This window comes from Brenneria populi (genome assembly GCF_036016195.1).
GTDB lineage: Bacteria > Pseudomonadota > Gammaproteobacteria > Enterobacterales > Enterobacteriaceae > Brenneria > Brenneria populi.
In genome coordinates this window covers 527,379-541,469 of sequence record NZ_JAYWTM010000001.1, presented here as the reverse complement: position 1 = coordinate 541,469, position 14,091 = coordinate 527,379, and the positions used below count along the sequence as shown (strand labels likewise).

The following is a 14,091-nucleotide window of genomic DNA, read 5'->3' as shown; positions in this document are numbered from 1 at the left end:
TTCTCCTCCCGCGCCACAAATCGGTGAACGAACGGGATCAAGGGATCGTCGGGCCTCAGGCGGATTTCAGCCAAGGCGCGGTCAGCTGTTGCCAGCAGGGGTTATTTAACGTCATATCCATATCGCGGGCGAAAATCGCAAAGCCGTCATAGCCGTGATAAGGGCCGGAGTAGTCCCAGGAGTGCATCTGCCGGAACGGCATACCCAGCTTCTGGAAAACATATTTTTCCTTGATGCCCGACCCCACCAGGTCCGGTTTCAACCTTTTTACGAACTCTTCCAGTTCATAGGTGCTGAGATCGTCGAACAGCAGCGTGCCCTCTTTAAGATCGGGCAGCGTGCGGTCGTAGTCGTCGTTATGGGCGAACTCATACCCGGCGGCCATAATCTCCATCCCCAGATCTTCATACGCGCCGATAACGTGACGCGGACGCAGCCCGCCGACGTACAGCAGCACCTTTTTGCCTTCCAGCCGCGGGCGATATTTGGCGATCGTCGCATCGGTTTGCGCCTGATAGCGGGCGATGACCGCTTCGGCGTTCGCCTGAATGACGCTGTCGAACTGGCCGGCGATTTTACGCAACGACGCCGCGATCTGCGTGGGGCCGAAAAAGTTGTACTCCATCCAGGGAATGCCGTACTTCTCTTCCATATGGCGCGAGATGTAGTTCATCGAGCGGTAGCAGTGCACCAGATTGAGCTTCACCTTGGGCGTCTTTTCCATTTCCATCAGCGTGCCGTCGCCGGACCACTGGGCGACCACCCGCAGCCCCATCTCTTCGAGTAGAATGCGCGAAGACCAGGCGTCGCCGCCGATGTTGTAATCGCCGATGATGGCGACGTCGTACGGCGTGGCGGCGAAGGGGCTATCGTCGCGGGCGGGTAAAATCCAGTCGCGGATCACATCGTTGGCGATATGGTGCCCCAGCGACTGAGAAACGCCGCGGAAGCCTTCGCAACGAACCGGGATCACCGGCTTGCCGATCGCCCCTTTCGCTTCGCGCGCCACCGCTTCGATATCATCGCCGATCAGCCCGACCGGGCATTCCGACTGAATACTGATGCCCCGGGTGAGCGGGAACAGCATCTCCAGCTCATCGATCAGCTTGCGCAGCTTTTTATCGCCGCCGAAAACGATATCCTTTTCCTGAAAATCCGAGGTGAAGTTCAGCGTGCCGAAACTGTTTATGCCGCTCATCCCGGTGTAGTAGTTACGCCGTCCGGCGCGGGAATACTGGCCGCAGCCGATCGGGCCGTGAGAGATATGCGCCATATCCTTGATCGGCCCGAATACCACGCCTTTCGAGCCGGCATAGGCGCAGCCGCGCACCGTCATGACGCCCGGTTGGGATTTGCGGTTGGAAATGATGCATTTGCCGACCGACTCCATTCCCGGCTCGACGGTCATAATATGTTTGGCGCGCTCTTTCCGCGTTCTGTCGGGAAAGACTTCAAGCACTTCCTGAATCAGCGCCTGGTTCTGCTGTATGATGGTGTCTGTCATAGGATATTCCTCAGGCGGACTGCGCCTCTTCTGCCGCGGTTTTACCGACGATGGATTCATCCTCTTCGTTGAGGATGCCGAACTCCATCAGCAAGGCCTCCAGTTCATCCATGGTGACCGGCGTCGGTACCACCATCATGGTGTTGTTGACGATCTTGCCGGCCAGCGCGCGGTACTCGTCGGCCTGTTTGCAGGTCGGGTCGTACTCAATCACCGTCATACGGCGGATTTCAGCGCGCTGGACAATGTTGTCGCGCGGCACGAAGTGAATCATCTGGGTGCCCAGCTTTTCGGCCAGCGCGATGATCAGTTCATCTTCACGGTCGGTCTGCCTGGAGTTACAGATCAGCCCGCCCAGCCGAACCTTGCCGGACTTGGCGTATTTCACGATCCCTTTGGAGATATTGTTGGCCGCATACATCGCCATCATTTCGCCGGAGCACACGATATAAATTTCCTGCGCCTTGTTTTCGCGAATCGGCATGGCGAACCCGCCGCACACCACGTCGCCCAGCACGTCGTAGAACACGAAGTCCAGATCGTCCTCATAGGCGCCCTCCTCTTCAAGGAAGTTGATGGCGGTGATAACCCCGCGCCCCGCGCAGCCGACGCCCGGCTCCGGCCCGCCGGATTCGGCGCAGCGCACGCCGCCGTAGCCGATCTGCAGCACATCTTCCAGCTCCAGGTCTTCCACGGATCCCACCTCGGCGGCCATTTCCATAATGGTATTCTGCGCTTTGGCATGCAGGATCAAACGCGTGGAGTCGGCTTTGGGGTCGCAACCGATAATCATCACTTTCTTGCCCAGCTCGGCGAGGGCCGCCACCAGATTTTGCGTGGTGGTGGATTTACCGATCCCCCCTTTGCCATAAATCGCACACTGACGTATTGCCATGGTGTATTCCTCTTTACGGTGAATGTCCCCGTCTATATTGCAGGGGGCATACCACTATCAGAATAAACATAACCATTTGATAAATAAATAAAATACCCCATCATGACGTAAGGGGCCGCGCGGGGTTAGGTACAATAACGTGACTAATTGTTGTAAAAGAGACAAAAGCGACGCAGGGGCGCGGGGGAAGTCGGCGCCTATTGAAAGTAATGAATTAAAGACAAAAGCGGCGTGAAACGGTAGGATTCGCCGATAAACCTAACAATTATGCAACACGGTCTTTCGCGTTCCTGTTGCATCCGGCGTGAAGCGCAATGATGAAAAGAAAACGTATTTTGATCCCGCTGATTATCCTGCTGCTGTTTATTCTCTACCTCAACCGTGAAGCGTTGAATCCTTTCGCGCCGGATTGCAAGAATATTCCCGCCGGAACGCCGAAGCCGGAGGCATGCAAAAAGCCGGCGAAGGTCGTCGCGCCGGGTTTTGAAATTTAGGCGCGCGCCATATTGAGTCGCGCCTGACCCTGCTGCATTTCACTTATCATAAAATCAAGAAAGCCGCGCAGCGGTTCTCCATGCTGTTTGCCCGCCAAGGTTTGTATCTGCAGCGACCGCTGGTCGAGCTGTTTAATATTCAGCAGCTTAAGACAGATAGGATCCTGTAAAGCTCGATACATCACCGAGTAGAAGCTGCAGGCGGTCACCGCCCGCGGCGTATTCAACGCATAGTAATAGAGCGTGGCGAAATTGCTGCAGCACAGCGTAGGTTCCAGAAATATGCCGCTCATGCGGCACGAGAGATCGAACAGCTGCCGCAGCGTGGTGGACGACTCCGGCAACGCCAGCGGAAAATCTTGTAAATCAGCCAGCTGAACCGGCTTTTCGACCAAAGGATGCCGGGCGGACATCAGCAGCATCAGCGGAGCGGGCAGCGACATCTCGACGTTAACCCCCGGCTCCGGCGCCAGGGCGAATTGCAGGGCGATATCCACCTCGCCGTTGCGGATCATCTGGGATACCTGCATGGCCGAGCCGACGTTAAGATAAAACGTAACGTCGGCGTTATGCTGCCGAAAACGGGAAAATAGCGTCGGCAGCAAATCAAACGCGCTGCCTTCGGTGCAGCCAATTCTCACCAGGGTGTGACGGCTGGCTTTTAGCCCCTGAATTTCCGCCACCGCCAAATCCATATCCATCATGCTTTTACGCACGTGGTTTTCCAGAATGCGTCCGGCGTCGTTCAGCACCATACCGCGGGCGTGGCGCTCGAACAGCGGTACGCCGATGCGCTCTTCCAATCGTTGAATCTGACGGCTGATGGCTGAAACCGCCACAAAAAGATGCTCGCTGGCGGCGCTGAGTGAACCGGTTGTCGCCACAACCAGGAAATAACGGATCTCGGAACTATGCAGCATGATAATGACTTGCCCTCTGGGAAAAAGGTATAAGGTTTATATTAAAAGCAAAGCTTGGTTGCAAATTTCATTATTGTTGTAAAGATCGTTTTTCCTTTAACTATCCGCCCGTTCAGCTTTATCCGTTAAGGAAAACCATGACCCGCGCAGAGGTTATTCAACAGGCGTGCGACCGCTTCGATCGCGGCGATGTTAAACATATTCTGGCCCGCCGCATCGCCTATGCCAGTGAAAGTCAGAATCCGCACGGGCGCGCCATACTGCGCGCCTACCTGGAAGAGGAGATCCGCCCGTCGCTTCACGCCATGGGGTTTACCGTCACTCTGGTTGAGCATCCGCTTTATCCGCACGTTCCCTTTTTGATTGCCGAACGTATCGAACGCCCCGATTTACCGACGCTGTTGTCATACGGTCATGGCGACGTGGTGTTTGGCGATAAAGATAACTGGCGGGAAGATCTGCATCCCTGGGAGCTGGTCGAAGAGGACGATCGCTGGTACGGCCGCGGCAGCGCCGACAATAAGGGCCAGCACACCATTAACCTGACGGCGCTTGAGCAGGTTTACCGCGCGCGCGGCAATCGTCTGGGTTTCAACTGTAAGCTGCTGTTTGAAATGGGCGAAGAGATCGGTTCGCCGGGATTGGCCGACATCTGCCAACGTTACAAGCAGCAGTTGGCCGCCGATATGTTCATCGCCTCCGACGGCCCGCGTCTTCATGCCGAGCGGCCGACCTTGTTTCTCGGCTCCCGCGGCTGCGTCAATTTCAGACTGAGTATTCATGCGCGTAAACAGGCCTATCACTCGGGAAACTGGGGCGGTCTGTTGAGCAACCCCGGCACGCAGCTGGCGAACGCCGTCGCCAGCCTGGTGGACGGCCAAGGGCGGATGCGCATCGACACGCTGTTGCCGCCGCCGCTGGCGCCGTCGATGCGGCGCATTCTCAGCGGCATCGCCCCCGGAGGCAACGCCGGCGATCCTGATATCGATCTTCACTGGGGAGCGGAAGGACTGACGCCCGCCGAACGTCTATTCGGCTGGAATACGCTGGAGGTGCTCTCCTTTGTTACCGGCGACCCCGATAAGCCGGTCAATGCGATCCCGGCCGACGCAACGGCCCTTTGCCAGCTGCGGTTTGTGGTGGGAACCGACTGGCAGCGGCTGGCCGAGCATCTGCGCCGGCATCTGGATAAGCATGGTTTCGATAACGTGAAAATCGAAACGCTCGGCGCGTCGCCGGCCACCCGCTTCGATCCGGAGGATCCGTTGGTGAACAAGACGCTGGCGCTGATGCGGGATATCAGCGGCAAACAGCCGGCGCTATTGCCCAATCTGGGCGGTTCGCTTCCCAACCATGTGTTTGCCGATATTCTTGGCCTGCCTACCCTGTGGATCCCCCACTCCTACCCGGCATGCGGGCAGCACGGGGTTAACGAACATCTGCTGAAATCGGCGGCGCGCGAAGGATTGGCGATGATGACCGGGCTGTTCTGGGAACTGGGCGAAGGGAGCGACTGAAGCTGATGGCGGCGAGGCCGGCCGGCCTCGCCTGGGCGTATCGGTTTATTTCGCCTTCGCGGCCTTCATCCATTCAGGCTTCTGAAAGGCGTGGAACATAGAGGCTTCATCATCAAAGAACGCGGCAAACTGCGGCGATTGCACCGCGGCCTTCAGATCGTGGGCGAAAGGTTTATCGGCATCCTCCGCGCGCACCACGATCATGTTTTTCAAATCTTCAGGCAAGATATCCAACTGGATGGCATCCGCCAGCTTCAGCCCGGCGGAAATGGCGAAGTTGGCGTTGATCAGCGAGCCGGTGACGCCCCCTAACGCCCGCGGCAACTGCGCCGCTTCCAGCGGTTTGAACACCAGCCCTTTGGGATTTTCGACGATATCCCGCAGCGAGGCTTTGGTCGGCGTAATCTGCGGATTAATCTTGATCAGACCGTATTTTTGCAGGAAATCCAGCGAACGGGCCAGATTGGACGGATCGTTGGGCAGCGTAACCACATCCCCTGCCTTCAGCTCATTCAGCGAACGCACCTTGTTGGAGTAAAAGCCCATGCTGGCGGTCGGCACGGTAATCACCTCGGCGAATTTTAACCCTTTATCCGCGCTGAACCTGTCCAGATAGCGGCGGTTTTGGAACAAATTGGCCTCGATGCTTTTATTCGCCAGCGCCAGATTCGGCTGAATATAGTCGCTGAACTCGCGTACCTTGACTTCATAGCCTTTTTTCGCCAGCTCCGGTTTAATGGCTTTGGTGACCATATCGCCGTAAGGGCCCGGCGAAACGCCGATGGTGATCTCCTTCGCCGGTTGCGCCGCCATGGCCTGAGATATTCCCAGCGCCAGTAATAATGGAATAACTTTGTTTAATATCATTATGCGTTCCTGTTATGCAGTCTGAATGATTCGGCGGCCCGCTGCGGAATTAAACGGCGTGAAAAGCGTTTCCGCATATATCCGCTCAATAGGCATTTCCCCTGGTGTCGGGATAATTCGCCCTGCTTAAAATAAAAATGATTCCTGCTCGTAACAATATTTTTCATATAGCCGTGGATTAATTTCGAATCCGATTCCCGGTTTATCCGGGACCGCCACGCAGCTATCTTTATCTATTTCCACCAACGGCAGCATAAAGTCCTCATGCCAATAGCGGGAAGACGGCGGAATATCATGCGCGTAGACAAAATTGGGCAAAGTGGATACCGCGATATTGTGCGCTTTCCCCACCGCGGTATCCAACATGCCGCCGCACCACACGGGAATATTATTTGCCTGGCAATAGTCATGAATAAGTATGGTTTCGGTAATACCTCCGACGCGAGCGACCTTGATATTGATAATTTTCGCGCTGCCGAGCTCAATCGCCTTGCGCGCATCCTCAACCGAGGCGATGCTTTCGTCCAGGCAGATCGGGGTGGCGATGGCGGCCTGAAGTTTACGGTGATCGACGATATCGTCGTGCGCCAGCGGCTGTTCGATCATAATAAGATTGAATTTATCGAGACGCTTAAAGAGATCGATATCATCCAGCGTATAGGCTGAATTGGCGTCCGCCATTAGCGTAATATCGCCGAACGCCTGGCGCAGCGCCAGAATATAGTCATAATCCCGGCCGGGTTTAATTTTTATTTTTATCCGTTTATAGCCTTCACGCAGAAATTCATCGACCACATCGACCAGTTTATCCGGCGACTCCTGAATACCGATACTGACGCCCGCTTCAATTTTATTTCTCTTGCCGCCAATGGCCTGATGCAGCGGAATGCCCTTGATCTTGGCGTAGACGTCCCATATCCCGCCTTCAATCGCCGCTTTGGCGCAATTATTACGCTTCACCGCTGAAAAAATATCTCTTACCTGCGAAGGGTGTTCGATATCGCCGGCCTGTTTAATCATCGGAATAAGAAAATCGCGCATGATATGCCAGGCGGTGATATTGGTCTCTTCATTATAAAAAGGCAGCGAGATGGCGGAGCAGTCGCCATAACCGACATGGCCTCCGGCATAGACTTCGGCAATGGAAAAATATTTTTCCGTCTGCGTGGCGAAACTGGTGGTAAATGGCGTTTTCAACGTCATTTTCATTTTTCGTAAAATGATTTTATCGATTCTCATGACATGGCCCCGCCGGTAGTCTGGATGCGGCAATCGCCTCATCCGCAGCACTGATAACCCGAAATCTATTAGGTGTATGTAAATATTCTTATAAATCAATAAATAACAAAATAGATACGTTGTTTAAATTAGAGAGAAACAAGCTTTGCGTCAATGATAAAAAATGTAAATTACCTTTCTTTTTTTTAGAAAGATATGCCTGTCATTATCTTAAAACTTTTTTGCGCTGTAGCTTTCCCGACGATTGGACTACCATCTGAAAATCCGCGCCGCATCAATAAATATCGCTATTTATCTGACTATCCCCCCCAGAGGAGCCAAGCATGCCAGAATTATCGCCGTCGGCTATTGAGCCGGCGCACCTGTCCGCCCGCCTGAATACGGCCATAGAGCGGGCCATTACCGAGCAGCGCATCGTCGGCGCCGTGGTTATCGTCCGGCGGCATGGCCAAACCGCATACCGCGGCGCGGCCGGTCTTGCCGATCGGGAAAACGCGCGCCCGATGACGGAAAATACGCTGTTTCGCCTGGCTTCCGTCAGTAAACCCATTGTCGCGACGGCGGCGATGGCGCTGGTTGCGCAGGGAAAGCTCGGGCTTGATGACGATATCCGCCGCTGGCTGCCGGATTTTCAGCCGCGCCTGCGCAACGGCCGGATTCCGACCATCACCCCGCGTCAATTGCTCAGCCACACCGCCGGCTTGAGCTACCGTTTTAATGAATCCGACGCCAGCGGGCCTTATGCCCGAGCCGGCGTTTCCGACGGCCTGGATGCCGCGGAAATCTCGCTGGCGGAGAATCTTCGCCGGCTGGCGAGCGTGCCGCTGCTGTATCAGCCGGGCGAAGCCTGGGAATATTCGCTGGCGATCGACGTGCTGGGCGCGGTTATCGAGCAGGTTTGCAATCGGCCGCTCGGCGAAGCGGTCCGTACGCTGGTTACCGCCCCGCTGCATATGGACGATACCGCTTTTTATACCCGGGACGCGGCGCTTCTGGCCGTCCCTTATGTAAATGACGCGCCGGTTCCTCATCGTCTACAGGAGGGCGAAACCGTTCCGTTCTCCCCGGAAGAGGCCGGCGGCGTAAGCTATTCTCTCGCCCGGGCCGGCAATCCGCGGGCGTATCCTTCGGGCGGCGCCGGGATGGTCGGCACGGCCGACGATGTGATGACGCTGCTGGAAACGCTGCGTCAAGGCGGCGCGCCGCTGCTCTCCGGCGATCTGGTTGACGAAATGGGCCGCGATCAAACCGGGGGATTCGCGATACCCGGCTCCCCGGGCATGGGCTTCGGGCTGGGGTTCTCCGTATTGCGCGATCCGGCGGCCGCCGGATCCCCGCAATCGGCGGGAACCTGGCGCTGGGGCGGCGTTTACGGGCACTCCTGGTTTGTCGACAGACGTCAGGGCCTCAGCGTTGTGGCGTTCACCAATACGTTATATGAAGGGATGTCCGGCCGCTTCGTAGCCGATATTCAGGACGCCATTTATCGCCAGCCGCAATAATATTCCCGCGCCAGATGCGGCGATACGGCGTCATCGCGGCGCCGTATCGCCGGGGATCGAAACCGTAACCCCTAGCGCCGCCGTCGCTTTTCCCCTTCCAAAGCGTGTCATTTAGTTAAGCACTATCTCGAAATGTATCCTGTCATAAATTAATCATAAACAAGGGCTAGCTTGAAAAAAAACGCATTTCCCCCTGTTTTTAACCAAAAAAAGGAGCGCCTCATGCGCTACAGCAAACTCACGGTAACTATGCTCGGCGGCTTTCTGCTGGCGAATTCGGCCTGGTCGATGCCGCAGACCGCGCAGAGCATGGCGATTGGCGCGATCGTGGACACGACGACCCCGGCGAACGGCGACCGCCGGTTCAGCGAGCTGGAGTTAACTATTCAGGCCGCGCTGCGCCGGGCGTTACAGGGCGACGCCTCTGCCCTGACGCGCCCGCAGTTGGAGACCGCCAGGCAGAGCGCCCGGATCGCCGATACGCAATGGCTGCGCGACAGCCGCTATGATTTTGCCGAGAAGAGAAACCAGCAGGCCGATATTGCAATCCTTAGCGCGTTTTCACAGCTGCCGCCCGACGTTTTGCAACAAAACCTGGCGACCGTGACGCAAATTAACCGTGACGCCACGCAAGGCCAGCGCGAGCAGGCGCTGGCCGACGCGGAAGGCATCAACTATCTCTATTTCCTGGCCGACGCCTTAGGCCCGCGGCTTGGCGGCGCGTTTATCTCCGCCTACGATAAAGGCGAGATAGGTAAAGCCGCGGCGCTGATTAAAGCGTCGGAGGTTAGCACATCCGCCGCCAAGGCCCACTTCAACTATCCGCGCCCTTTCTTGCAGCCGGGCAATACCATCCATCTGGTGCCGGACAGCGTCGTGGTGAAAGACAATAAACCCTATAGCGCAACGGGCGGCGCCTTCCCCAGCGGACACACCAACACCGGCTATACCGACGCGCTGCTATTGGCCGAAATGCTGCCGGAGCGTTTTGTTCCGCTGATCGACCGGGGCGCCCGCTACGGCTTTTCCCGCGTGGTATTAGGCGTTCACTATCCGCTCGACGTCATCGGGTCGCGCATGATTGTCGAACGCAACGTGGCGAACTATCTTAACGATCCGCAGTATCGTCAGATGTTTGAACAGGCGAAAGCGCAGCTGCGCGCCGCGCTGGAAAAAGAGTGCGCCACGACGCTGTCGGTCTGCGCGCAGAGCGAGGGGCGCGCCGATCCCTATACCGACCCGGCCATGGCCGCTTTCTACCGCTTCACGATGACGTACGGTTTGCCGGCGCGGCATAAAGACGCCGCGCCGGTCAAGGTGCCGGATGGCGCTGAAGTGTTGCTTGAAGCGCCGCTGCCCAATTTGTCGGCGGCGCAGCGTAAGCGGCTGATGGTAAACACGGCCTATCCCGGCGGCTATCCGCTGTCAGGCTCCGATGAGCAGAGTTTCTGGCAGCGTATGAATCTGCACGACGCCGTTTATCAGGGCGCCCGCCGATAGATACCCCGCGCCCCGCCGCCGTTGGATTACGACGGCGGCGCAACGGATCAGCGCGCGCCGCGCAGGCGGTCCGCTCTCCGACGCAGAACTTCCATCACGATCAGCAGGATCAGTGCCGCGCCGACCATCATCGAGGCCGCGGCGGCGATCGTCGGATCCAGGTTTTCCCGAATGCCGGCGAACATCTGCAGCGGCAGCGTGCGCTGACGCGGACTCGCCAGGAACAGCGTGACGATCACTTCGTCAAACGAGGTGGCGAAGGCAAATAGCGCGCCGGAAAAAACCCCGGGCGCAATCAGCGGAAACGTCACCTTACGGAAGGTCAGCAACGGCGGCGCGCCCAGGCTGGCCGCCGCCCGCGTCAGATTTTGATCATAATTTTTAAGTACCGCGGTCACGGTGATGACGACGAACGGCACCCCGAGCATGGCGTGCGCCAATACCAAACCGATATAGCTGTTTAGCAAAGAGAGCTTGGCGAAAAAGAAAAACATGCCGACGGCGACAATCACCACCGGCGCAATCATCGGCGATATCAGCACCGCCATCACCAATGATTTGCCTCTAAACTCGCCGCGCACCAGTCCGACCGAGGCCAGCACCCCCAGAACCGTCGCCAGCAGCGTCGCCAGCGGGGCGATCAGCAGGCTGTTGCCCAATGCGCCCAGCCATTCGCTTGAGTTGAAGAACTCATGGTACCAGCGCAGCGAAAAGCCGTTCAGCGGATAGCTCAGAAACGATCCGGCGTTAAATGAAAGCGGCACAATAACCAGCACCGGTACGATCAGAAACAGCAACATGGCCGCACCGTAAAAATTAAACAACGTATTCCACAAGCGGATAACCGTTTCGCCCTGCTGTCTCATATTCGTTTTTCCCTTTATCTATCCGGTATCAATCAAGCCGCGGCGGCGCAAGGTTCGCCGCCTCTTGAGCGCTGCGGGCGGATCGCCCGTGATTAACGCGCGGCGGCTTCGGCGTCGGTTCTCGTCACGCGGATATACACCACATACAGCAGCGTGACGATAATCAGCAGCTGCGTTCCCAACGCGGCGGCCATCCCCCAGTTCATGGTGGTATTGGTGAAGAAGGCGACGAAGTAACTGAGCATTTGATCGCTCGGCCCACCCAGTAAAGCCGGCGTGATGTAGTAGCCGATGGCCATCATAAAGACCAGCAGCGCCCCTGCCGTTACGCCGGCGTAGGTTTGCGGCACATAGACGCGCCAGAAGGCGATAAACGGATGCGCGCCCAGCGAAACGGCGGCGCGAACGTAGTTCGGCGAAATGCCCTTCATCACGGCATACAGCGGCAGAATAAAAAACGGCAATAGGATATGCGTCATCGAAATGTAAACCCCGATGCGGTTGAATACCAGCACCAGCGGCTGGTCGATAACGCCGATATCGAGCAGCGCGCTGTTGATCAGCCCGCCGGACTGCAGTAGTACGATCCAACTGGCGGTCCGCACGATCAGCGACGTCCAGAACGGCAATAGCACTAGGATCATCAGCAGATTGGCCCGATTGGCCGGCTGTTTCGCCAGCCAGTACGCCAGCGGATAGCCCAGGCCGACGCACAGCAGCGTGACGACGCCGGCCATCAGCAACGTGCGCATCAGCACATCAATATACAGCGCCTGGTCGGGCGACTGCGGCACGATCTCCTGGGTTTTGGCGTCCACCTTATGGTCGAACACCGCCAGCAGGTAATAACTGGTAAACGGCCGGGATGCGCGATCCAGCGTTTGCCAGGTGGATAGCTCCCCCCACAGCGGCTGGGCGGCGATCAGCTTGCCGCGCGCATCGCCGCTGCCTTCGGCGGGCAGGCTGCGCAGCGTGCGGGTAATCAGCGTGCGGTATTCCGCCCCCTCATACCCCAGCCGTTTGGTAATCGCCGAGAGTTTGCCGCCGCTGCGGGCGGCGCGTAAATCGTCGACCACCGCCTGAAACACGCGCTCATCCGGCAGCTCCTTGCCGGACCATAGCCGCATCGCGTCTATGGTCAGCGGCATATTTTCTCTCAGTTCCGGATTAGCGACGCTTTTCCCCAGAATCGAAGTGATCGGGAAGAGAAAGCTCACCACAATAAACAGAAACAGCGGCGCAATCAGCAACAGGGAGCGTTTTTTATACGCCGCCTGCGCCCGCTGCAATTGCTGTTTCAGCCTGGCGTTCCCTTCTTTTTCGCCGGACGGCGGCATGGCTGCGGTCGCCGCCATTTCGCTCTGGGTCATAGGCGTTGTCTCCATTTATGCTTACTTAATACGGGGTGTAGCGGCTAGCGCCGGCTGTTCAAGCATCGAGATACAGGGGACGACCAGCGGGGCGAGGCGTCCCCACGGGAACCTCCCCCGCTGTTTCCCCTAAAAATCGGCTTAAGCGGCCAGCATTCGCCGTAGCGACTGGTTATTGAGCCGCCCATGAGTTAAAGCGCTGTTCCAGCTCTTCGCCGTGGTCGATCCAAAACTCGGTATCGACCTGCACCGACTGAGCCAAGTTCTCCGGCGCCGTCGGCAGGTTTTTGGCGATTTCCGGCGCGATCAGGGTCGTGGCTTTAATATTGGTGGGGCCATAGGGAATGTTTTCAGCAAAAACCTTCTGGTTTTCAGGCTGGTTGGCGAAGGCGATGAACTGTTCAGCCAACGCTTTGTTTTTGGTGCCCTTCACAATCGCCCAGCTATCCAGATCGTAAATACTGTCGGCCCAGACGATGCGGAAGTCATGCCCTTCCTTTTGCGCGGCGGCGACCCGGCCGTTGTACGCCGATGTCATCACCACGTCGCCGGAAACCAGCCATTGCAGCGGTTGCGCGCCGGACTCCCACCACTGGATATTGGATTTAATCTGATCCAGTTTTTTGAACGCCCGATCGACGCCGGCCGGCGTCGCCAGCTCTTTATAGATATCTGCGCGTTTTACGCCATCGGCCAGCAGCGCGATTTCCAGCGTGAACTTGGCGCTTTTACGCAGCGCGCGTTTTCCCGGATAATTTTTCACGTCCCAGAAATCCGCCCAGCTTTTCGGCGCCTGTTGCAGTTTTTGCGCATTGTAGGTTAATGCGGTTGACCAGAGGAAAATCCCGGCGCCGCACTCTGATACCGAACCTTTGACAAACTGCGACTCATCGCCCAGTTTCTTCCAGTCCAACGGCTCGAACAGGCCTTCGTTGCAGCCGCGCAGCAATTCCGGGCCTTCTACTTCCACGACGTCCCAACCGATTTGACCGGTTTCCACCATGGCGCGAATGCGCGCCATTTCGCCGTTATATTCCCCGGACTGCACGGTGCCTTTACCGGCAGCGGCGAACGGTTTGTAAAAAGCTTTATCCTGCGCGTCCTTATTGGTGCCGCCAAAGGAGATCACGGTGATGGATTCCGCCTGCGCCTGACAGGCCGCTGCGACGAGAAATGCGGATACGGCAATTTTCTTCAACATAGGTTGGCTCCTGAAGTGTGTTAGTCAACGTAAAGCAGGAAGTCAAGCATCAAGTCCTTGATACGTCATACATTATTTTTAAGCATAAACCGTGCCATATAATAAATTTATTGCAATTCGGCACGGCGGCCGGCGAAGAGGGTTGAAGCACGCGCGGAAGTCAAGATTCCGCCGTTTACACAACTTTTCCTTCGCCGACGTCTCTCCTTTTAACGG

General features: G+C 57.0%; 12 protein-coding genes. 4 read left to right on the top strand and 8 right to left on the bottom strand.

All coding sequences use genetic code 11. The features are described from left to right. Positions 1–55: 55 nt before the first annotated feature. Both nifD and nifH read right to left on the bottom strand, forming a co-directional pair. Complete coding sequence (gene nifD, locus VSX58_RS02420) at positions 56–1,504, bottom strand: nitrogenase molybdenum-iron protein alpha chain (protein WP_327616648.1); 1,449 nt, start codon at positions 1,502–1,504, stop codon at positions 56–58. Between the two features lie 10 nt (positions 1,505–1,514). Continuing rightward, positions 1,515–2,399, bottom strand: a complete 885-nt coding sequence (nifH, locus tag VSX58_RS02415) for a nitrogenase iron protein (protein WP_327616647.1) — start codon at positions 2,397–2,399, stop codon at positions 1,515–1,517. Positions 2,400–2,713: 314 nt separating this feature from the next. On the opposite strand from nifH, the gene VSX58_RS02410 reads away from it, so the two are divergent. After that, positions 2,714–2,893 (top strand): hypothetical protein, encoded by a 180-nt coding sequence (locus VSX58_RS02410; RefSeq protein WP_327615029.1) that lies wholly within the window; start codon positions 2,714–2,716, stop codon positions 2,891–2,893. On the opposite strand, the gene VSX58_RS02405 is transcribed toward VSX58_RS02410, so the two are convergent. After that, positions 2,890–3,810, bottom strand: a complete 921-nt coding sequence (locus tag VSX58_RS02405; RefSeq protein WP_327617045.1) for a LysR family transcriptional regulator — start codon at positions 3,808–3,810, stop codon at positions 2,890–2,892. The genes VSX58_RS02410 and VSX58_RS02405 overlap by 4 nt on opposite strands. Before the next feature lie 140 nt (positions 3,811–3,950). Here VSX58_RS02405 and VSX58_RS02400 point away from each other — a divergent pair, with 140 nt between their 5' ends. Further along, positions 3,951–5,330, top strand: coding sequence for a M20 family metallopeptidase (locus VSX58_RS02400; RefSeq protein WP_327616646.1), 1,380 nt, complete (start codon positions 3,951–3,953; stop codon positions 5,328–5,330). A 45-nt stretch (positions 5,331–5,375) separates the two neighbouring features. Here the strand turns inward: VSX58_RS02400 and VSX58_RS02395 are convergent, their stop codons facing one another. Both VSX58_RS02395 and menC read right to left on the bottom strand, forming a co-directional pair. Beyond that, positions 5,376–6,197: a MetQ/NlpA family ABC transporter substrate-binding protein gene (locus VSX58_RS02395; protein WP_327616645.1), complete on the bottom strand. Its 822-nt coding sequence runs from the start codon at positions 6,195–6,197 to the stop codon at positions 5,376–5,378. Between the two features lie 126 nt (positions 6,198–6,323). After that, complete coding sequence (menC, locus tag VSX58_RS02390; RefSeq protein ID WP_327616644.1) at positions 6,324–7,436, bottom strand: o-succinylbenzoate synthase; 1,113 nt, start codon at positions 7,434–7,436, stop codon at positions 6,324–6,326. 323 nt (positions 7,437–7,759) lie between these two features. On the opposite strand from menC, the gene VSX58_RS02385 reads away from it, so the two are divergent. Further along, positions 7,760–8,938, top strand: a complete 1,179-nt coding sequence (locus VSX58_RS02385) for a serine hydrolase domain-containing protein (protein WP_327616642.1) — start codon at positions 7,760–7,762, stop codon at positions 8,936–8,938. A 222-nt stretch (positions 8,939–9,160) separates the two neighbouring features. Beyond that, positions 9,161–10,438 carry an acid phosphatase gene (locus tag VSX58_RS02380; RefSeq protein WP_407654828.1) on the top strand — a complete coding sequence of 426 codons (1,278 nt, stop codon included), beginning with the start codon at positions 9,161–9,163 and terminating at the stop codon, positions 10,436–10,438. Positions 10,439–10,485: 47 nt separating this feature from the next. Here VSX58_RS02380 and VSX58_RS02375 read toward each other — a convergent pair whose 3' ends face one another. The 3 genes from VSX58_RS02375 to VSX58_RS02365 form a co-directional block, all read right to left on the bottom strand. Then, complete coding sequence (locus VSX58_RS02375; RefSeq protein WP_327614993.1) at positions 10,486–11,304, bottom strand: ABC transporter permease; 819 nt, start codon at positions 11,302–11,304, stop codon at positions 10,486–10,488. A 92-nt stretch (positions 11,305–11,396) separates the two neighbouring features. After that, a complete protein-coding gene (locus tag VSX58_RS02370) occupies positions 11,397–12,674 on the bottom strand; it encodes an ABC transporter permease (RefSeq protein WP_327616641.1) in 1,278 nt (425 codons plus the stop codon). A gap of 172 nt (positions 12,675–12,846) precedes the next feature. Then, positions 12,847–13,875, bottom strand: coding sequence for an ABC transporter substrate-binding protein (locus tag VSX58_RS02365; RefSeq protein WP_327616640.1), 1,029 nt, complete (start codon positions 13,873–13,875; stop codon positions 12,847–12,849). Positions 13,876–14,091 lie beyond the last annotated feature (216 nt).